Annotated in this window: 13 protein-coding genes; 10 read left to right on the forward strand and 3 right to left on the reverse strand. The window is 74.4% G+C overall.

Translation table 11 applies throughout. The annotated features are described in order from the left end of the window. Together E1291_RS02795 and E1291_RS02800 are read left to right on the forward strand one after the other, a co-directional pair. Window positions 1-336 (forward strand): carbohydrate-binding protein (locus E1291_RS02795; RefSeq protein ID WP_131735938.1); only part of this gene is annotated, 336 nt, incomplete at its 5' end. A gap of 50 nt (window positions 337-386) precedes the next feature. Next, window positions 387-2,330, forward strand: coding sequence for an arabinofuranosyltransferase (locus E1291_RS02800; RefSeq protein ID WP_165494931.1), 1,944 nt, complete (start codon window positions 387-389; stop codon window positions 2,328-2,330). Between the two features lie 45 nt (window positions 2,331-2,375). On the opposite strand, the gene E1291_RS02805 is transcribed toward E1291_RS02800, so the two are convergent. The 3 genes from E1291_RS02805 to E1291_RS02815 are packed head-to-tail and all read right to left on the reverse strand — an operon-like array spanning window position 2,376 to window position 5,904. Then, window positions 2,376-3,425, reverse strand: a complete 1,050-nt coding sequence (locus E1291_RS02805; protein ID WP_131735940.1) for a glycosyltransferase — start codon at window positions 3,423-3,425, stop codon at window positions 2,376-2,378. Next, on the reverse strand, window positions 3,422-4,624 hold the full coding sequence (locus E1291_RS02810; RefSeq protein ID WP_131735941.1) for a hypothetical protein: 1,203 nt from the start codon (window positions 4,622-4,624) through the stop codon (window positions 3,422-3,424). The genes E1291_RS02805 and E1291_RS02810 overlap by 4 nt, the downstream gene beginning before the upstream one ends. Continuing rightward, the gene (locus E1291_RS02815; RefSeq protein ID WP_131735942.1) at window positions 4,621-5,904 is read right to left on the reverse strand and encodes a hypothetical protein; all 1,284 of its coding nucleotides are present in this window, start codon (window positions 5,902-5,904) and stop codon (window positions 4,621-4,623) included. Before E1291_RS02815 ends, E1291_RS02810 begins: the two co-directional genes overlap by 4 nt. Before the next feature lie 253 nt (window positions 5,905-6,157). Here E1291_RS02815 and glf point away from each other — a divergent pair, with 253 nt between their 5' ends. The 8 genes from glf to E1291_RS02855 all read left to right on the forward strand — a co-directional run bounded on the left by glf (window position 6,158) and on the right by E1291_RS02855 (window position 19,499). After that, window positions 6,158-7,342 (forward strand): UDP-galactopyranose mutase, encoded by a 1,185-nt coding sequence (glf, locus tag E1291_RS02820; protein ID WP_131735943.1) that lies wholly within the window; start codon window positions 6,158-6,160, stop codon window positions 7,340-7,342. Continuing rightward, window positions 7,339-9,351 (forward strand): glycosyltransferase, encoded by a 2,013-nt coding sequence (locus E1291_RS02825; protein WP_131735944.1) that lies wholly within the window; start codon window positions 7,339-7,341, stop codon window positions 9,349-9,351. Before glf ends, E1291_RS02825 begins: the two co-directional genes overlap by 4 nt. Before the next feature lie 29 nt (window positions 9,352-9,380). After that, window positions 9,381-10,250, forward strand: a complete 870-nt coding sequence (locus E1291_RS02830; RefSeq protein WP_131735945.1) for an ABC transporter permease — start codon at window positions 9,381-9,383, stop codon at window positions 10,248-10,250. 4 nt (window positions 10,251-10,254) lie between these two features. Then, the gene (locus E1291_RS02835; RefSeq protein WP_242613901.1) at window positions 10,255-11,139 is read left to right on the forward strand and encodes an ABC transporter ATP-binding protein; all 885 of its coding nucleotides are present in this window, start codon (window positions 10,255-10,257) and stop codon (window positions 11,137-11,139) included. Window positions 11,140-11,484: 345 nt separating this feature from the next. Continuing rightward, the gene (locus tag E1291_RS02840) at window positions 11,485-13,866 is read left to right on the forward strand and encodes a hypothetical protein (RefSeq protein ID WP_242613902.1); all 2,382 of its coding nucleotides are present in this window, start codon (window positions 11,485-11,487) and stop codon (window positions 13,864-13,866) included. A 130-nt stretch (window positions 13,867-13,996) separates the two neighbouring features. Continuing rightward, a complete protein-coding gene (locus E1291_RS02845) occupies window positions 13,997-17,146 on the forward strand; it encodes an ATP-binding protein (protein WP_278045219.1) in 3,150 nt (1,049 codons plus the stop codon). A 119-nt stretch (window positions 17,147-17,265) separates the two neighbouring features. Continuing rightward, entirely contained in the window at window positions 17,266-19,122 is a 1,857-nt protein-coding gene (locus tag E1291_RS41720) for an AbeC-like domain-containing protein (RefSeq protein ID WP_503108233.1), read from the forward strand. Between the two features lie 14 nt (window positions 19,123-19,136). Beyond that, window positions 19,137-19,499 carry a DUF5955 family protein gene (locus E1291_RS02855; RefSeq protein ID WP_131735947.1) on the forward strand — a complete coding sequence of 121 codons (363 nt, stop codon included), beginning with the start codon at window positions 19,137-19,139 and terminating at the stop codon, window positions 19,497-19,499. Window position 19,500 lies beyond the last annotated feature (1 nt).

Raw genomic sequence — 19,500 nt, forward strand, 5'->3', positions numbered from 1 at the left:
GCCGGCGGCTGCGCCTCGCCCGCCCGCCGCCCGAAGGCGTCCGGCGGCCGGGCGCTCGGCCCGCTCGCGCACGGCTGCAAGGTCGAGCTGGACGTCGTCGCGCCGGAGACGGGACGCTACGACGTCCGGATCCGGTACGCCGACCGGTCCGGCGCGGCGGGCGAACAGGAGCTCGCCGTGAACGGCCGTCCCGCCGCGACCGTGCGCCCGCGTAGGACCCGCGGCGGCGACTGGACGACGGCGGGCGCGCGCGTCGACCTCGTCGCCGGGCGCAACACGCTCGCGTTCCGTCAGGTGACGGGCAAAGGACAGCTGGACTACGTCGAGGTCGAGTGACCTCGCGCGCTCCCATGAACGAGACAGGCATGCGACAGGACAGGGTGGCCATGACCACGGTTGGACCCGCCGGCGACGTCGGCCACGTCCCCCACCGGCCGGACGCGCCGGCGCACGCCCGGCGCGGGCCGCTCGCCCGCGCCCTGGCGCACCCGGCGCTCGTCGCGGCCGTCGCGTGGCTGGTGGCCGCGCCGCTCGCCGCCGCCGTCCCCGTCTGGACGGGCGCCGACCCCTTCCGGCAGCAGGACGCCGACCTGCCCCTGGCGCTCGGCGGGATCGTCCTCGCGGCGGTGGCCGCGGTGGCGCTGCGCCGCCGGGAGCCGTGGGTGACGGGCCTGGCGGCCGGGCTGTTCGCCGCGTTCACCGTGCTGCTGATGCGCACCGCCCTGCACGGCACGCCGTTCGCGTTCGAGGGCGCCTGGAGCGACACCGGCCGGATCTCGGCGATGGCCACCCGCTACACCACGACCTGGTCCAGCTCCGACGGGATCGTCGCCGGCGTCCCGTCGGAGTACCCGCCGCTGTTCCCCTACCTGGTCGGCAAGGCCGCGGTGCTGCTGGACGAGCCGGCCTGGCGGCTGCTCGCGCCCGCCGAGATCATCGTGACGTCCGGCGCGGTCGTGGCCGGGTTCGCGCTGTGGCACCGGCTCGTCGCCGCGCCCGTCGCGCTGGCCGCCATCGTGCTGGTGTTCGCCGTCTTCCCCGCGCCGAGCAAGTCCTACGAGGTGCTCGCGCTGGCCGTGGTGCTGCCCTGGCTGCTTTCGACGGTCGGACGACCCGAGCGGGGCGCGCTGGGCTGGCTGCCCGCCGGGCTGATCGGCGCGGTGACGTTCCAGATCTACTTCGGCTTCCTGCTGTACGCCGCGCCCGGCATCCTCGTCCTCGCCTGGACGGTCCGGCGGGACGCGGCGGACCGCACGGCCTACGTCCTGCACCTGGCCAAGACGGCGGCGGTCGTGCTGGTGCTGTCGTCGTGGTTCCTCGTCCCGTACGCGGTGGCGATGGCGGGCGGCGGCAAGCAGGTCGCCGATATGTGGGACGCGCCGCAGAGCTCGGAGAGCCCGTTCCCGTTCCTGCAGCCGACGCCGCTCGGCGTCGTCCAGCTCGCGGGACTCGCGGCGATGGTCTGGTACCGCCGCTCGGCGTGGTGGGCGAGCCCGCTGCTGACCCTCCTGCTGGGCGTGTACGCCTACCGGGTCGTCAACATGGCCCGCTGGGGGTTCACCGGGCACACCGGGCTGTACTACTACACCACCCCGCTGATCTCCGCGCTCCTGGTCGTGGCGGCGGTGCTCGGCGCGGCCGAGGCGGCGCCGCGCGTCGCCGAGCGGGCGGCACGGCCGGTCCCGCCCGGCACGGGCGTCGCCGTGGTCGCCGCCCTCACCGCGATGGCCGGGTTCGTGTGCTGGTCGTCGTGGATGCCCGCGAGCCGCTGGATCCCGAAGGACGACAACGTCGCCGTCCCCGACCCGGCCAGCGGCGGGTGGCTGAACCGGCAGACCGTCCAGGCGCACGCGCAGCGGCTGCCCGGCGGCGGACGGCCCCGGTACGCGGCGGAGGCCGCCGAGGCGGGCGTCCACTCGGAGATGATCCCGGTCGAGCGGATCCGGGCCGCCGCCGAGCGGATCCGTGGCGCGGGCGCGGCGCCCGCCACGGTGAGCTTCGACGAGCAGCTCTTCGCGCTGCTGCCGTGGCGGGGCTACATCAGCGCGATGCGGACGGCGTCGGCGGCCACCGCGCGGTTCGACGACCGGCTGGCCGAGCTGCGGCGGGTCGCCTCCTACGGCGACCCGGCGCGGTTCGCCGAGGAGTCGGCGCGCACCCGGTTCGGTGCCATCGACGTGTTCGTGCTGAGGCGGGAGGGCACCGGCCTGACGTTCCGGCCGCTCCAGGTCAAGGAGCCGGTGCGGTTCAGCCGCGCCCAGTTCGACCCGGCCGCGTGGAAGATCCTGGACGGCCTGCGCCACGGCGGGTTCGTCGCCATCCGCCGCTGAGCCCGCGGCGGCCCTGTGGCGGCCCGGCGGCGGCCTCGCGGCGGGTCAGACGCCGGGCCGGACGCCGAGGTCTCGCAGGATCTCGGCGGTCGGCCGTGGCCGCGAGCGCACGCCGTCGGCGAGGCCGCGGGCCAGGCAGCGGCGCAGCGTCGCCCGGTCCCGCGACCCCGCGAAGGTCCGCCCCCACCGGCGCAGCGTGGACGCGCCGTACAGCGCGCGCTCGGCCGGGGAGAGCCCCCGGCTGCGGGTGAACAGCCAGATCTTGTTGCGCACCTCGAAGTAGAAGCGCTCGCCGGGGTCGGCGTCCGTGGACCCGAACGTCGCGGTCTTGTGGACGACCACGCTGTCGCGGCACAGCAGCCCGCGCCGCCCGCGCAGGATCCGGGTCGTGAACTCGAAGTCGTCGTTCCACAGGAAGTAGTCGGCGACCGGGAGCCCGCGCTCGCGGACCCGCCCGGCGTCGACCAGCACCGACACGAACGACGCGGACCGGATCGGGTACCCGTTCACCGCCCGCGCCGCGGCGCGCTCGGACGCGGCGGCGCGGGGCTTCTCACGCGGGGTGTTCATCGGGTGGTCGCGCCCGTCGGTCCACACGACGCGGCTGGCGACCAGCACCGGCGGCCCGTCCCCGCCTTTCCTGCCGTCTCCGCCCGAGCGGCGGGCGGTGAGCAGCGCCGCGAGGGCGCCCGGCTCGGGGACGGTGTCGTCGTCCAGCAGCCACAGCTGGTCCACGGCGCCGCCGGGCGCGTCCGGTCGCAGCGCGTGCGCGATGCCCGCCGCGAACCCGCCCGCGCCGCCGGTGTTCGCGGCCAGCTCCAGCAGCTCCGCCTCCGGGAACTCCGCGCGCACCATCGCGGGCGTGCCGTCGCCGGACGCGTTGTCCACGACGACGACCCGGTCGGGCGCGCGGGTCTGCGCGCGCAGCGCGGCCAGGGCCTCGGCCAGCAGCGCGACCCGGTTGTAGGTGACGACCACCGCGACGACGACCGGCGCCGTGTCCGGCGCGGTGTTCGTTCCGGGGGCGGATGCGGTGTCCGGTGCGGTGTCCGTTCCGGGGTTCGGGGCGGGGTTCGGGGGCGTGGCGGCGTTCATCGGCCGATGCCCGCGCGCCGGACCGCCCTGCGCAGCCCCGGCGCCGGTGCGCTCGCGGCCTCCAGCAGCCGGTCCAGCCCGTCCTGCACGCCGACCAGGTCGGCGTGCAGCTGCGCCAGCCCGACGCGCTCACGCGCCTCGGCCAGCCGCGCCAGCAGGTGCACGACCACGCCCGTCGACGCCGTCGCGACGTCCTCCTCGGGCAGGTCACCCGGCATCAGCGCGGGCGCCGGGTGCCGGGAGGTGGTCAGCTCGGCCAGGTCGCCGTGGACGCGGTAGCCCGCCGCCCGGATCGCCGCCGCGATCTCGCCGGTGCGCCGGGCCGCCCACGCGGCGTGCTCGGGCGGAAGGCCCATCGTGGTCTTGCCGACCAGCTCGGCGCCCTCGCCCAGCCCCCCGCCGGTGAGGTAGCGGCCCACGATCCGCTCGTACTCGCCGCCCAGCACCGCCGCGAGAGAGCCGTTCAGCCGCCGCAGCAGCTCCGCCTCCAGCACCGACAGCGGCTCGTCCTCGGGGGCGCCGGAGACGTCGTAGCGGTCGCCGTCGATGCCGGTCAGCGCGCAGAAGCGGTGCCACAGCAGCCCCGGCGGCCCGCCCGGCGGTGGCAGTGTCAGCAGGTGGATCCGGTCCCGGGGCACCGCCGTCTCCCACGTCCGCAGCACCCGCAGCGGGTCGTGCAGCCCCCAGAACATCTCGCCGTAGGGGGCGGGCGCGTCGATGCCGTGCACGACGAGGTCGTCGACGAACTTCTCGAAGGTGATGGTGTGGGTGTGCCGGACCTGTTCCTGCCAGTCGAAGATGAGCTGCCAGCCCAGGTCGCGGGTCATGAACACCACGTGCACCTCGGCGTCCCCGAAGGAACCGGCAGCCCGCTCCACCTGCCGCTCGTCGGCGCCGCCGAGCAGCTCCTGCGACAGCACGACGGTGTCGCCCTCGAAGTCGCGGGCCCGCTTGGCGATCTGCTCCCACGCCCCGTCCCAGGCGGGGTCCCGGTGCCCGCCCCACGTCAGGTCGCGCAGGTCCATCACCGCACCGAAGTGCTCCAGCGGGCCGGTGACGGGGTAGGACACACCGTCGGCGGCCAGGCGGCGGCGGTTGTCCCAGAGTGCCTTCTGCAGGAACGCCCCACCCGCGGTCGGCGCGCCGACATGCAGGTAAACGGCCTTGGCGGGCTGGGCTCGGTCCATGTGCTCGGTCACCTCGTGCTCGTCTCGTCGTGGGCGCCGCCCCCCTGGTCGTCGCCGGCCTGCTCACCGGCTTGGGCGCGCCAGTACGCCTCGCGCATCCGGCCCACCACGGGATGGCGCTCGCTCAGTGTCCGCACCGCCCTCCTGATCAGCGGGACGGTGCCGTCCGCCAGATGCCCGACCCGGGCGGCCAGCCGCCCGGTGCCGTCGAGCAGCAGGTCGACCCGCTCGGCCGCGGTGAGGTCGCCGTCCGGCATCCCCGCGAGCTCGGCCTCCACCTCGGCGATGCGGCGCAGGACGGCCACCGCCGCGTCCACGCCCGCGTCCGCCAGGTCGCCCCAGACGGGCGAGTCGGGGTGCGGCGCGCCGTCGCCCGGGTGCGGGCCGGGCAGCAGCTCGTCGAGATCACCGACGACGTCGTATCCGGCGGCGCGCAGGTCAGCGCACATCGCGGCGGCCCGCTCCGCCGCCCAGGCGTGGTCCCCGGCGGGCATGCCGATGCGCGCCGAGCCGCGCCGCCGGGTCAGCACGTCCTGCGCCAGATAGTGCTTGACCTCGTCGTTGTAGAAGTGCCAGTCCCCGTCCTCAAGGGCCCGGTTCAGCCGCAGCAGCAGCTGCGTCTCGGCGAGCCCGAGGGACGGGTTGGCGAACGACCGGGACAGGTCGCAGCTCTCCGGGTCGAGCCCGATCACCCGGCAGAACCGGCGCCAGAGCAGGTCACTGGGCGCGCCCGGCCGGGGGAGCGTGACCAGGTGGACGCGCCCCGGCGGCAGCGCCGACCCCCACCGGTCCAGCACCTCCACCGGGTCCTGCAGCCCCCAGAAGAGCCATGCCACCTCGGAGTTCTCCCAGTCCCGGCTCCGCAGCGCCGCCATGAACTCGGCGAACGACGTCGTGTACCGGTTCTTGACGTCCTCCTGCCAGTGCGCCGGGATCTGCCGGGCGAGGTCGCGGGCGGTGAAGACGAGATGGACCTCGGCGAAGTCCAGGTCGGCGAGCGCCCGCGCCACGCGCTCGTGCCGCGTCGGCGCGAACAGCTCCTGCGAGATGACCACCCGGCCGGGCCAGTCCCGGACCCGCTCCACGAGGTCCGCCCAGGCGCCGCGCGTGTAGGGATCGGTCGCGTCGGGGAAGAAGGTCCCGCGCAGATCGAAGGCCGCGCGGACGTGCGCGGCGTGGTCGCGGCCGGGGTAGAGGACCCCCTCGTCCCGCAGCCGGTCACGGTTGTGCCAGAGCGCGTTCTGGAGGTACGTCGTTCCGCTCTTGGCGGCCCCGAGGTGCAGGAACACCACGGGGCGCGCGTCGCGCGCACGGGCCCCGGGTGCCGATCCCGGAGGTGGTACTGACACGGGCTTCCTAGGGATCATGTACGACCGCCGACCGATCAGCCGGTATCTTAACGGGGCATCCGCACCGTGGGAGCAGGTGGTCACCGAGCCCGCACCCGGCCGTGCTCGCCTGACGCCGGGCCTCCCGCACCCGCTCGGCGCCGCTCCCGCCCCGCTCCCCGTCCCCCCGGCCACGCATGGAGATGGACGCCGCCCAGTGAACGTTGATCTCGTGGTCGTGGGCTCCGGCCTCTTCGGTCTCACCGTCGCCGAGCGGTGCGCCGCCGCGCTCGGCCTGCGGGTGCTCGTCCTGGAGCGCCGCGACCACCTCGGCGGGAACGCCTACAGCGAGGACGAGCCGGAGACCGGGATCGAGATCCACCGGTACGGCGCGCACCTGTTCCACACCTCCAACGAGCGGGTGTGGGAGTACGCCAACCGGTTCACCGCGTTCACCGGCTACCAGCACCGCGTCTTCTCGGCCTACAAGGGCCGCGTCTACCCGATGCCCATCAACCTCGGCACGATCTGTGCCTACTTCGGCCGGATCATGTCGCCGGACGAGGCGCGCGCGCTCATCGCCGAGCAGGCGGGCGGGCAGGCGGGCGGGGACGGCGGCCCGGCCCGCAACCTGGAGGAGAAGGCGATCTCGCTGATCGGGCGGCCGCTGTACGAGGCGTTCGTCCGCGGCTACACGGCGAAACAGTGGCAGACCGACCCGCGAGAGCTGCCCGCCGAGATCATCACGCGGCTGCCCGTCCGGTACACCTTCGACAACCGGTACTTCAACGACGTCCACGAGGGCCTCCCGGTCGACGGGTACACGGCCTGGCTGGAGCGGATGGCCGACCACCCGAACATCGAGGTGCGCCTCGGCACCGACTTCTTCGACGTGCGCGACGACCTCGCCGGGCGGGTCCCCGTCGTCTACACCGGCCCGCTCGACCGCTACTTCGGCTTCGCCGAGGGCGAGCTCGGCTGGCGCACGCTGGACTTCGAGACCGAGGTCCTGCCCACCGGCGACTACCAGGGCACGGCCGTCATGAACTACGCCGACGAGGACGTGCCCTACACGCGCGTCCACGAGTTCCGGCACTTCCACCCCGAGCGGGACCGCTACCCCCGCGACCGCACGGTCATCATGCGTGAGTTCTCCCGGTTCGCCGCCCGCGGCGACGAGCCGTACTACCCGATCAACACCCCGGAGGACCGGGCCCGGCTGCTGCGCTACCGCGAGCTCGCGGCGCGCGAGGACGGCGTCCTGTTCGGCGGGCGGCTCGGCACCTACAGGTACCTCGACATGCACATGGCGATCGCGAGCGCGCTCGGACTGGTGGACAACCGGCTGCGGCCGCACTTCACCGAGGGAGCCCGCCTGGTCAGTGGAGGAGCGGACGCATGACCCCATCCCCGGAGCACGACGGCGGGGACGCGCTGCGGACGCTGCAGCGCGTCGTCCTGCCCGTCGGCCGCGACCTGGACGTCCTGGCGCTGTACATCGAGGGCCAGATGGTCCGCGGCGCCGAGGCCCTCGCCGAGGAGGCCGCCGTGGAGGCGGGCCTCGCCGACGCGTCCGCGGAGCCCGGCGCCGCCGGGACGGGCGAGCCCGGCGCGGCGCCGGCGGAGAACGCCGGCCGCCGCACCGTCGTGGTCCCGGTCGGGCGGCGGGTGTCGTTCGCGACGTACTTCAACGCGTTCCCGGCCGGGTACTGGCGGCGCTGGACCCACGTCGACGCGGCGATCCTGCGGGTCCGGGTGCGCGGCCAGGCCACCGTGATCGTCTACCGGTCCAGCGCGAAGGGCCACGTGCACCGCGTCGCGTCCATCAAGGTCGACTCCGAGACGGCGGAGGAGCGCACGCTCACGCTGCCGCTCCAGCCGTTCGTCGACGGCGGCTGGTACTGGTTCGACCTCGCGGCGGGCGAGCGCACCGCCGTCCTCGAACGGGCCGAGTGGTGCGCGGCGGCCGGGCACGTCCGGCCGGGCACCGCGAGCATCGGCATCACCACCTACAACCGGGCGGCGTTCTGCGTCGACCAGCTCGTCGCGCTCGGCGAGGCGCCCGAGGTGCTGGCGGCGATCGACGAGGTCCTCGTCGTCGACCAGGGCACCGACCGGATCGAGGACCACCCCGGCTTCGCCGCCGCGCGGGACGCGCTGGGCGGGCGGCTGCGCGTCATCGACCAGGGCAACCTCGGTGGCTCCGGCGGGTTCGCCCGGTCCATGGACGAGACGGTCCGCGCCGGGCGCAGCGACTACGTGCTGCTCCTCGACGACGACGTGGTGACCGAGAGCGAGGGGATCCTGCGGGCGATCGCCTTCGCCGACCACGCCAAGACGTCCACCATCGTCGGCGGGCACATGTTCAACCTGTACGTCCGCTCCCAGCTGCACGCGTTCGGCGAGACCATCGAGCGGTACCGCTGGTGGTGGGGCCCGGCCGCGCACACCTGGGCCGAGCACGACTTCGCCGAGAAGGACAACGGCCTGCGCGACACGCCCTGGCTGCACCGCCGGGTCGACGCCGACTACAACGGCTGGTGGATGTGCCTGATCCCGGTCGAGACCATCGGCAAGATCGGGCTGTCCATGCCGATGTTCATCAAGTGGGACGACGCCGAGTACGGCGTGCGCGCCCAGGCCGCGGGGTTCCCGACGGTGTCGCTGCCCGGCGTCGCCGCCTGGCACGTCCCGTGGCAGGACAAGGACGACGGCATCGACTGGCAGGCGTACTACCACTGGCGCAACCGGCTGGTCACCGCGCTGCTGCACTCCCCGTACGAGCGCGGCGGCAACCTGCTCAAGGAGTGCTTCATCATCTCGGTGAAGCACGCCCTGGCCATGCGCTACTCCACCGCCGAGCTGATGATGACGGCGCTGGAGGACGTCCTGAGCGGGCCCGAGCACATGCACGCCGGCATGGCCACGAAGATCAAGGAGATCCGCCGGGTGCGCGCCGCGTTCGCCGACGCGCAGGCCCGGGAGAGCGTCGAGGCGTTCCCGGACGTGCGCGGCCGGCCGCCCCGGCGCGGCCGCAACCCCGCCCCGCCCAAGGGCCGGTCGAAGGTGATCATGACGGCGCTGACCGGGGCGCTCAAGCACCTCGGCCCGGTCGACGAGCAGGCGCTGCGCAACCCGCAGGCCGCCGTCGCCCACCTCGACCAGCACTGGGGGATGCTGTCGAAGTTCGACAGCGCCCTGGTGTCCTCCGCCGACGGCACCAAGGTCACCTGGTACCAGCGCGACCCGCGCAAGTTCCGCGGGCTGCTGCGGCGCAGCGGCGTGCTGCACGCCCGGCTCACCCGCGAGTGGGACGGCCTCGCCGTCCGCTACCGCGCCGCCGCGGCCGACCTCGCCTCGCCCGAGGCGTGGCGGGAGACCTTCGAGGCGGCCGGATCGGCGCGGGAGTGAGCCGGCGGTGAGGCGGAGATGAGCCGGATATGAGCGCCGTGTCCCCGGGGGACCTGCCGCCGCTGGTCACGCCCGGCGCGAACGGCGGGCTCGGGCGGGTCCTGGCCGACAGGTACCTGCTGCGGCTGCTGGTGCGGCGCGAGCTGAAGGCCCGGTACAAGGGGTCCCTGCTCGGGCTCGGCTGGTCCTACGTCCGTCCGGCCGTGCACTTCGCCGTGTACTTCTTCGTGGTCGGGATCTTCCTCGGGATGGACCAACGGGTGGAGCACTTCCCGGTCTACTTGTTCTCGGGGATGGTCCTGGTGAACCTGTTCACCGAGACCCTCCACTCGTGCACCCGCTCGGTGACCGGGAACGGCCCGCTGGTCAAGAAGGTGTTCCTGCCGCGCGAGCTGTTCCCGGCGGCGTCGCTGCTGGTGTCGCTCGTGCACTTCCTGCCCGGCTTCGCGATCATGCTGGCGGGGGCGCTGGCGTACGGGTGGCGGCCGGACCCGGCGGGGCTCGGTGCCGCCGTCCTCGGGTTCGCCATCATCGTCGTGCTCGGGTTCGGGCTGGGGCTGCTGTGCGCCGGGGTGAACGTGTTCTTCCGCGACCTGGAGCAGGTCGTGGACATCCTGATGATCGTCATCACCTGGTCGGTGCCGATGATCTACCCGTGGACGCAGGTCCGCGAGCGCGCGCCGTCCTGGGTGCTGGACGCCTACCTGGCGAACCCGCTGGTCTCCGCGGTCAGCCTGTTCCAGCGCGCGTTCTGGGCCCCCGGGACGCGCGGCGGCTTCGCGTTCCCGCCGCAGATGTACGGGCGCGCCGGGGCGGCCCTCGCGGTGGCCGTGCTGGTGTTCATGATCGGGTCCCTGACGTTCTCCCGCGCCCAGCGGCGATTCGCCCAGGAGCTGTAGCGGCATGAGCGGTGACATGAGCGGTGACGTGACGACGGACGCGAGCACGGACGCGAGCACGGACGCGAGCACGGACGCGAGCACGGACGCGCCTGGGAGCGCGGCCGCGCCCGGGGACGCCGGCGCGCCCGTCCCGTCCATCGTGGTCGACGGGGTCAGCAAGCGGTTCACGCTGCGGCACGCCCGGTCGATCCGGGAGATGACGATCCGGGCGCTGCGGCGGCAGCGGCTGTCGGAGACGTTCGACGCGCTGGACGGGGTGAGCCTGACCCTTCACCGAGGCGAGACCGTCGCGCTGATGGGGCTCAACGGCTCCGGCAAGAGCACCCTGCTCAAGCTGATGTCCGGGGTGATGAGCCCGGACGCGGGGTCGGTCCGGGTGCGCGGGCGGATCGCCGGGCTCATCGACGTCGGCGCGGGCCTGCACCCCGACCTGACCGGCCGGGAGAACGTCTACCTGAACGCGGCGATCCTCGGCATGTCCGAGGCGGAGACCAGGCGCAAGTTCGACGCGATCGTCGAGTTCTCCGGCGTCGAGCGGTTCCTGGACAACGAGGTGCGGTTCTACTCGTCGGGCATGTTCATGCGGCTGGCGTTCTCGATCGCCGCGCACACCGAGCCCGACATCTTCCTCATCGACGAGGTGCTGGCGGTCGGCGACCCGCCGTTCCGCGAGAAGTGCCTGGAGCGCATCCGTGAGCTGCGCGGCGAGGGGCGCACGATGGTCATCGTGGCGCACGACATCCCGATGCTCACCCGCCTCTGCGACCGGGGCGTGACGCTCCGCCAGGGCAGGATCGTCTTCGACGGCGACCCCGCCGAGGCGGGCCGGCTGTGGCTGGAGGACCGGCGGGCGCGGCAGACCGCCGACCGACCCGGCAAATCCTGACAAGCCGCCTCGGCCGGTTCACCGGCCATTCACCCACCACGGTGGCGCTGACCGGGTCGTTCACCACTGGCGAAGGCTGCCCTCCGGATCCGCTACCCACCGGGGTCGGTTTCGGACCGTCCATTCCGTGCCCATTGTTGGCCGCATCCGGCCAACAGCCCCGGGACGTGCCGCCCGATCTTTCCCGTGGGCCCCCGGGGTGACCGAATTGCCGCCTCGTTCCATTGAACGAGGCGCGGGAACCCGGCAAGCTCTTTACCCTGTGTGGTGTAAGAAACCAACCCGACTACCCCCAGGCGTACCCATATTTCCCGCGACACCCAGGGGTCTCCTGACGTGACGGACATGGCGAGCGGGTCCGCGACGCCGCGGCTCACACAAGCCGACCGCGTTCATGTGGGCTGGCGGTACGCGCAGGTGCACCCGGACCCGGGGCCGCCCCCCGGCCTCCCGGAGCGGGCCGCGCGGCCCCCGGTCCCGGCGCCCGCCCGGCGGCCCGCCGAGCACCTGGCCGCCCGGCCGCTGCGCATCGCCACCGGCGGGACTCTCGTCGGCGTCGTGCTGTTCCTGGCCTGCGCCGTGATCGGCGTCCTGCCGTGGCCGTTCGCCGCCGTGGCGCTGCTGGCCTGCGCGGTGATCCTCGGCATCACCGGCGGAGCGCTGTGGCGCGACGAGCGCGGCATCCGGGAGCGGCTGGCCCTGGAACGCGAGCGCGGCGAGCGCGAGCGCGCCGCCATCGACCGCGAGCGCGCCGCCGCGGAACGGGCCCACGCCGAGGCCATGGGCGAATGGGAGCGGCGGCACCGCGCCTACGAGAGCCAGCGCGAGTGGTACCCCGTCGCCGTCCCGCCCGGCGTCGACCGCGTCGACGTCGTCGGCGGGACGCTCGCCGGCTGGTCCGCCGCCGTCACCACCATGGGCGCCGCCCGGCTGGCGGTCGGCGCCCGCCTCACCGTCATCGACCTGTCCGAGGGCGCCGTCGCGCACGACCTGCTGCGGCTGGCCGCCGACCGCGGCGACGACCCGCTGGTGTGGGTGCTGCCCGCCGACCTGCCCCGGCTGGACGTCACGCGCGGGCTGTCCCCCGAGGCCCTCGCCGACGTGCTGTCCCTGGTGGTCGGCGCGGGCGAGGAGCAGGACGGCACCCGCGACCTGTCGTTCGACAACTCGATCCTTGAGCGGATCATCGACGTGCTCGGGCCGGACGCCACGATCCCGCGCATCACCGCGGCGCTGCGCGTCCTCGCCCAGGTCGGCGACCCGCGCGACGACCTGCGCAAGGGCCTGCTCACCGACGGCCAGCTGGAGCGGATCGCGACGCTGTTCGGCCGCGACGCCACCGACCGCATCGTGGTCCGCCGCGCCTGGGCCCTGGAGGCCCAGCTCCGCAAGCTGGAGAAGCTCGCCACCGAGCCCGTGCGGCTCCCGCCGTCCCGGCTCCACGTGGTCTCCATGGACCGGCGCGCCGGCGTTCTCACCAACCGCGTCCTCGGGACGTACGTCACGACCGCGCTCACCCACCGCATCCGCGAGGCGCGGGCCCTGCACCGGTGGGACCACACCCTCTTCCTGTGCGGCGCCGAGAAGCTGCGCGGCGACGTCCTCGACCGGCTCATCGACGCGTGCGAGGCCACCGGCACCGGCCTCGTGCTGATGTACCGCTCGATCCCGGGGCACGTCCGCGAGCGGCTCGGCCGGCGCGGGCACGCCGCGGTCGGGTTCATGCGCCTCGGCAACCCCGAGGACGCCCGCGTCGCCGCCGAGCACATCGGCACCGACCAGCGCCTGCTCGTCGCCGAGCTGACCGACTCCGCCGCCGAGTCGCTGTTCGACTTCGCGGGCGAGAGCTACGCCAGCACCGTCGCGTTCGCCCGCCCGCGCGGCGACGGGCTCACCGACCCGGCCTGGTCGCCGCTGCCCGCCCCCGCCGCCGACGACGCCGCGCTGGCCGAGGGCATCAGCGCCGCGACGGCCTGGCCCCGCACCGTCGCCGCGCCGCGCGCCGGCAAGCCGCGCTTCCGCGAGCTGCGGGTCGAGCCGCCGCAGCTCCAGGAGCTTCCGCCGACCGCGATGGTGTTCACCCACTCCGGCGCCACCGGCCGCCGGATCCTGCTGGTCGACGCCAACCCCGGCATCATCACCCTCCCGACGACCCACTCGATGGAGCTGGAGGAGTTCCAGCGCGAGCAGGAACGCCTGAACCGCCCCGACCCGGACGACGCGACGCCCCGGCCGGGCATCCCCGCCGGCCCGGACGCACCGGCCCACCGAGACATGACGCCCCGTCCCGAGGAGCGCCCCCACCCGCAACCGGCGTCCTCCCCAGAGGCAAAGCCGCCCCCAGGCCCGCGGCCTCACCCCGAGAGGCAAGCCCGCCCCGAGGCGCAGCCGTTCCCAGGTTCGTGGCCACCTCCTGAGGGGGAGGCCCGTCCCGAGACGCAGTCTTTCCCCGAAGGGCGGCCCTTCCCTGAGGGGCAGGCTCATCCCGATGCGGAATCTCGCTCTGCGAAGCGGTCCCTCTCTGAGGAGTCATCCCTTCCCGAGGTGCAGGGGCGTCCTGAGGCGTCGTATCGGGCGGAGGCGGTGTCGCGGCTGGACACCTCGTCCCAGCTCGACTTCAAGCCGCGGGCCCGGCACGCCCTTCCGCGTGGTGCCGCCGCCGCGCGGTCCACTCGGGCCGTCCCGCCCCTGAAGCCCACTGGCCGGCACAAGGCGCCCCCGCCCTGAAAGCGAGCCCGACCGTGAGCTCTGACCGGCGCCATCCGAACCCGGTGGGACGGTGGCGCGGGAGCCTCGGGCGCGTCAGGATGCTGGAGTGACGACGCCCCCAGGCCCGCCCCCGGGACGGCCCCCGCGCATGCCTCCCGGACCCTTCCCCGGCCGCTCCCCGGGGATGCCGCCGGGGATGCCGCCGCCCGGGATGCGCGGCCGGATCCAGGAACCGGCCGCCCGCGCCCCGGAACCGCCCGCCCGGCATCCGGCCCGGCACGGCGCGGACGCGGCGGGCGGGGGTGAGCCGGTGTCGCTGCCCGGCCCCTGGTACCGCATCCTCGCCGTCCCGGCGCCCGAGCGCGCCGCGTCCGCGGAGTGGGACTTCGTCAGCGTGCTGCCCGCCGCGCTGTCGGCGGCGCGGCTGGGCCGGCCGTTCGTCGTCGGCTGGCTGTCGCCGGGCGGCGGCGCCCCGCTGGAGCTGATCACCAACGCGGGCCCGGTCGGCGGGCCCGAGCCGGCGCCGGGCGGGGAGGCGCGCGGGCTGCTGTTCCCGAGCGGCGCGCGCGGCGTCCCGATCGGGGACGGCTGGCTGCGGCAGGCCGGCCGCATGGCGTGGACCTCCTGCCCCGGGCGGCTCGCCCCGCAGGTCGGGCGCTCCGACGCCGCCGCGAGCCTGTTCGAGTCGACGCTGGTCACGCTGATGGAGCGGCCGTTCGGCTGGTTCGTCGTCGCCGACCCCTGCGACGAGCGGATGATCGACGACGAGATGCGCGAGCTGCACCACGAGCTGCGGATGCTGCGCCGCGGCGAGGACGAGCAGGCCCGGCTCGCCGTCGCCCGCGCGGACCAGCGGCTCGCCGAGCTCGACGCGTTCCGCGAGGCCGGGCTGTGGCGGGTGCGGGTCGTCGCGGGCGCGGCGACGCAGGCCGAGCTCGGCCAGATCGCGCCGGTGCTCGTCGGGTCGATGGAGCTCGGCCACCACCCGTACCGGCTGCGGTCCGGGCCCGGCGGCGGCTCGTTCGCCGAGGCGCTGCGGCCGGACGCCGGGCCCGCCGCGCCCGCCGTGCTCCGCACGGCCGAGGCCGAGCAGCGCTTCCCGTTCGTCGCGACCGCCGGGGCGCTCGCCGCGCTGGCCGGGCTGCCCCGCCGTGAGGTGCCGGGGCTGCGGGTGCTGGACGCCGGCTACTTCGACGTGACGTCCGAGACGTCCGAGACGGCGGAGTCCGCGGACGACCGGGACGGCGGCCGGATCGACCTCGGCGCGATCCTGGACGCCCAGGACCGGCAGGTCGGCCGGCTCACCGTGCCGCGCTCGACGATCAACCGGCACGTGTTCGTCACCGGCGCGACGGGCGCGGGCAAGTCGCAGACCGTCCGGCACCTGCTGGAGCAGCTCACCCGCGCCGGCGTGCCGTGGCTGGCGATCGAGCCCGCGAAGTCGGAGTACGCGGCGATGGCGGGCCGGATCGCCGACCTCGGCGGGCCGGTGACGGTCGTCAACCCGTCCGACCCGGCGTCGGTGCCGCTGTCGGTGAACCCGCTCGCGCCCGAGCCGGGCTACCCGGTGCAGGCGCACATCGACATGGTCCGCGCGCTGTTCCAGGCCGCGTTCGACGCCGAGGAGCCGTTCCCGCAGATCATGGCGCAGGCGCTGCAGCGCGTCTACGAGAACAACGGCTGGGACGTGGTGACCGGCGCGGGCGTGCCCGGCTCGCTGATCGAGCCCGCGGTGCCGACGCTGGAGCAGCTGCAGAACGCGGCCCTCCAGGTGATCTCCGACGTCGGGTACGGACGTGAGCTGATGGCCGACGTGCAGGGCTTCGTGGACGTGCGGCTGCGGTCCCTGCGCATCGGCTCGGCGGGCCGGTTCTTCGAGGGCGGCCACCCGGCCGACATCGGCGGCATGCTGCGCGACAACATCGTGCTCGCCATCGAGGACGTCGCGAACGACGAGGACAAGGCGTTCCTCATGGGCACGCTGATCATCCGGATCGTGGAGCACCTGCGGATGCGCGAGCGGCGCCGCGACCGCTCGTCCGGCCCGGCGCTGCGGCACGTCATCGTGATCGAGGAGGCGCACCGGCTGCTGCGCAACCGTCCCGAGCGCACCAGCTCGCACGCGGTCGAGCTGTTCGCCGGGATGCTCGCGGAGATCCGCGCCTACGGCGAGGGCATCATCGTCGCCGAGCAGATCCCCACCAAGCTCGTCCCCGACGTGATCAAGAACACGGCGCTGAAGGTGGTGCACCGGCTGCCCGCGCACGACGACCGGCACCAGGTCGGCGCGGCGATGAACCTGGACGTCGACCAGTCGCGCGAGGTGGTGTCGCTGCGGCCCGGCGTCGCCGCGGTGTTCGCCGACGGCATGGACCGCCCGCTGCGGGTGCGGATCCCGCTCGGCGAGGGCCGCGAGGCCGAGCTGCCGGGCCCGCCGCCGCCCGTGGACGGCCGCCGCTCGGCCGCCTGCGGCCTCGAATGCCGGTCCGGCCGGGCCTGCACGCTGTACGAGCTGCGCGAGGCGGACCTCGTGTCCGGCCACCCCGACCGGGCGTGGCTGCGGCTGTGGGCCGACACCCTCGTCCTCGCGCACGTCGTCAACCGGCCCATGCCCGCGGTCCCGGCAGAGCTGGGCCGCGCCTGGTCCCGGTTGTCGCCGCGGCTGCGCGAGTGCGCGCTCGCGACCGTCCTCGAACGGGCGGTGACCCGCCGCGCCTCGGGTCTGCGGACCGCGTTCCCTCCGGCGGATCTCACGGCCGCGGTGGCGGACGTGGCGCAGCGGCTGCTCGGCGCGGCGTCCGGCGCCGGGTCCTCCACGGCGGGCGCGGACGGCGCGGTGCCGGGCCGGGCGCCCGGTCCGGCCTGGGTCATCCCGCAGCTGCGGTGGCTGCACGAGCTCGACCGGCTCTTCCCCTATGGCGGGGGCGTCCCCGACAAGCACGCCCCGGCCCCGCTGCTCGACTACCAGCTTCCCGGGCTCAAGCAGCCGCCGGAGCCGAGGCTGGGGCACCGGCTGCGAGCGTTGCGCCGACATCCGCTGTCGATGGAGCTGGAGCGGAACCGCCCGCTGGCCACCACCGCCCTCTACGGCGATGACGACCACGCCGGCTTCTACCGCGACCTCACGGTCGTGGCCATCGGCTTCGAGGAGGACGAGCAGATCGAGCACGTCGCCGCGACGATGCGCGTCGACGCCTGGCTGGAGCCCGTACTGAGCTGGGCCGAACGCTTCGTCGACCCGTTCGAGGACCCGTCCAACGGCCTGCCCTTCCTCACCCCCGAACCCCAGGAGGAGTGAGCCACCTCATCGAGATCCCATCTCATTTCGGATATTAGTTACCGCTTTCCCGGATGCGGCGCTAAATTCTGCCTCCACGCGAAGCCCGCCAGACGTGCCGTGGAGGACCGGCGTTGGACGTGCAGAGTGAGATCCCGCAGCAGGCCCCCCACTTCGGCCAGGGCACGAGGTACGAAGCCCGCCAGGGGCCCATGCAGAGCCTGACCCGATACCTCAGTGCGGCGATGTACCTGGACAAGGGCTTATGTGACCAGGTGCTCAAGGAGTACGTGTACGAGTTGCACCGGGCGATCGTCCCGTCGCACGGGTACGACCTGGAGCCGGTGATCCGGCACGCTCGCCGGGCGCGGCTCCTGCGCCTGGGCCGGGACGCCATGCTCGTGGGCATCTGGGTGGTGCTCTACCTCATGCTCCCCGGGCTCGCCGTCGCCTATGTGATGCTGTTCAGCTACACGGCGGTGCTCGTCCGCGTCCCATGGCGGCGTCTGTCCGGCTGGTGGCGCCTCGGGCTCGCCCTGATCCTGTCGTGGCCTCTGATGTGGGCGCTCGGCCTGGTCCTCGCGGCCGTGGCAGCGGTCCTCATTCTTCCGGCGGGGTTTCTCGGCGACGCGGGGATCGCCGGGCGCGCTCGGCTCGGCGTGGCGATGTTCCTCGCCGTGGTGCTTCCCCTGACCGCCGGATACGCGGTCGCGGTGATCGGGCACCTGTTCGTGGTGCTGCGGCTGCTCGCCCGGGACCTGTGGCCGGGGGCGGCCGGGCCGGGCCCCGGACCGGCCGTCGCTCCCCAGGCCGCCTCCGCCGACTCCGCTTCCGAATCCTCCTTCCAGCGGTTCGCCAGGGCCGTGCGGCGCGTCCGCACGGCCCAGGACGGCAACATCACGCTCTATTCAGGGGACAATCCGTTCATCGGCGCGGGCCACCCTCATTCGTCCCATGCGAAGGTGTGGTCGATCGTCCTCGAACTGGATCGCGAGAGGCCGGGCTCGAAGGGCGGGCCGGACGGCCCCGCACCGGTCGACCCCGTGGTGATGCACGAGCGCATCAGTGCCCGGCTCCACCAGATGCGCGACGACGTCCCCTCCGGCGGGACGGGCGGCAGTGCGGCCCGCACCCGGCCGCTGCCGCCGAACGAGCGGATCTCCGGCCTGGTCACCGGATGGCACGTCACGGCGCACGGCCGGCGCGTGCGGCGCCCGCTCCAGGCGGGCGAGCCGCTGTGGGACCACCCGCTGATCGACCCGTCCTGGCGGGCGCCCCACTCGGTCGCCTCGCCGGCGGCCGTGGCGGCGATCATCCGGCACCCGAGGGCGGGCGTGCGCTGCTTCCAGCGGGTGACGGTCGGCGCCCAGCGCCAGGCGGTCAGCACGGCCGCCGGCGTGCCGGTCGCCCCGGCCGAGGAACAGGACGTCGCGCTGACGGCGTTCGTGCACCTCGCGGTCGAGGGCCGGATGCTGTACGGGCAGTTCGCCGCGACCGTGCTCCCGCCCGTCCGGCCCGCCTTCAGGATCGTCGACGAACTGTACGCGTGGAGCCGGTCGAGGATGCTGTGGCGGGCGCTCGTCGCCGGGCGGTCGGCGTTGTTCGTCGCGCCGCTGCTGGCTCCCCAGCGGCTGGCCTGGACGCTGTGGCGGATGTCCCGCGAGGCGTTCGCGACGCAGTTCCCGGTCGACCCCGCGCGCGAGCCCGTCTACGACTTCGGTGCCCGGATCAGCGTCCGGGAACTGGCGGCCGACGACGACTTCCACGACTTCATCCAGGAACTGGACGCCGACAAGTACACACGGCTGATCGAGCGCCGCGTCAACGAGGCGCTCCTCGACTACCTGGGCGACGAGTGCGGCATCGACGTGTCCGTCTACCGCGCTCAGGCCGGTTTCATACTGAACCAAGGAGTCATCATGACCGGCGGCACCGTCCACGGGCAGGTCGCCGCCGGACGCCGCGTCGACCAGCGGCAGACCGATATCAACCCCTGAGTTTCGGAGCGCGCATGACCAAGCACGACGGCCGGGGCATCAGCGTCACCGGCAACGCGACCGTGTCCGGGCAACTCGCGACCGGTGACCACGTCACGCAGAACCAGCAGGTGAACGGCCTGGCCGCCGGGGAGGCCGCGGAGGCGTTCGCCCTCGTCGCGCGGCTGCTGGACCGGCATGACCGTGAGCTGGCCGAGCCCGACAGGGCCCGCGCCCGCCGCGATCTCGCCGACATCCGGGAGGAGATGGCCGCGGCCGACACCGACGACGACCGGATGCGCGGTGCCCTCGACCGGCTGGCACGCCGGGTCGGCGCCGTGGCGGCGCTCGGCGAGGCCGTCCGGCAGCTCGCCGCCGTGACCGGGTTCGGCGACTAGC

It is taken from the genome of Actinomadura roseirufa, assembly GCF_900659635.1.
GTDB lineage: Bacteria > Actinomycetota > Actinomycetes > Streptosporangiales > Streptosporangiaceae > Spirillospora > Spirillospora roseirufa.

Bases quoted from the DNA above. Each gene is read 5' to 3' on its own strand.
- E1291_RS02800 (WP_165494931.1), top strand. From the start codon at position 387: ATGACCACGGTTGGACCCGCCGGCGACGTCGGCCACGTCCCCCACCGG.
- E1291_RS02805 (WP_131735940.1), bottom strand. From the start codon at position 3,425: ATGAACGCCGCCACGCCCCCGAACCCCGCCCCGAACCCCGGAACGGAC.
- E1291_RS02825 (WP_131735944.1), top strand. From the start codon at position 7,339: ATGACCCCATCCCCGGAGCACGACGGCGGGGACGCGCTGCGGACGCTG.
- E1291_RS02830 (WP_131735945.1), top strand. From the start codon at position 9,381: ATGAGCGCCGTGTCCCCGGGGGACCTGCCGCCGCTGGTCACGCCCGGC.
- E1291_RS02835 (WP_242613901.1), top strand. From the start codon at position 10,255: ATGAGCGGTGACATGAGCGGTGACGTGACGACGGACGCGAGCACGGAC.
- E1291_RS02840 (WP_242613902.1), top strand. From the start codon at position 11,485: ATGGCGAGCGGGTCCGCGACGCCGCGGCTCACACAAGCCGACCGCGTT.
- E1291_RS02845 (WP_278045219.1), top strand. From the start codon at position 13,997: ATGCCTCCCGGACCCTTCCCCGGCCGCTCCCCGGGGATGCCGCCGGGG.
- E1291_RS02855 (WP_131735947.1), top strand. From the start codon at position 19,137: ATGACCAAGCACGACGGCCGGGGCATCAGCGTCACCGGCAACGCGACC.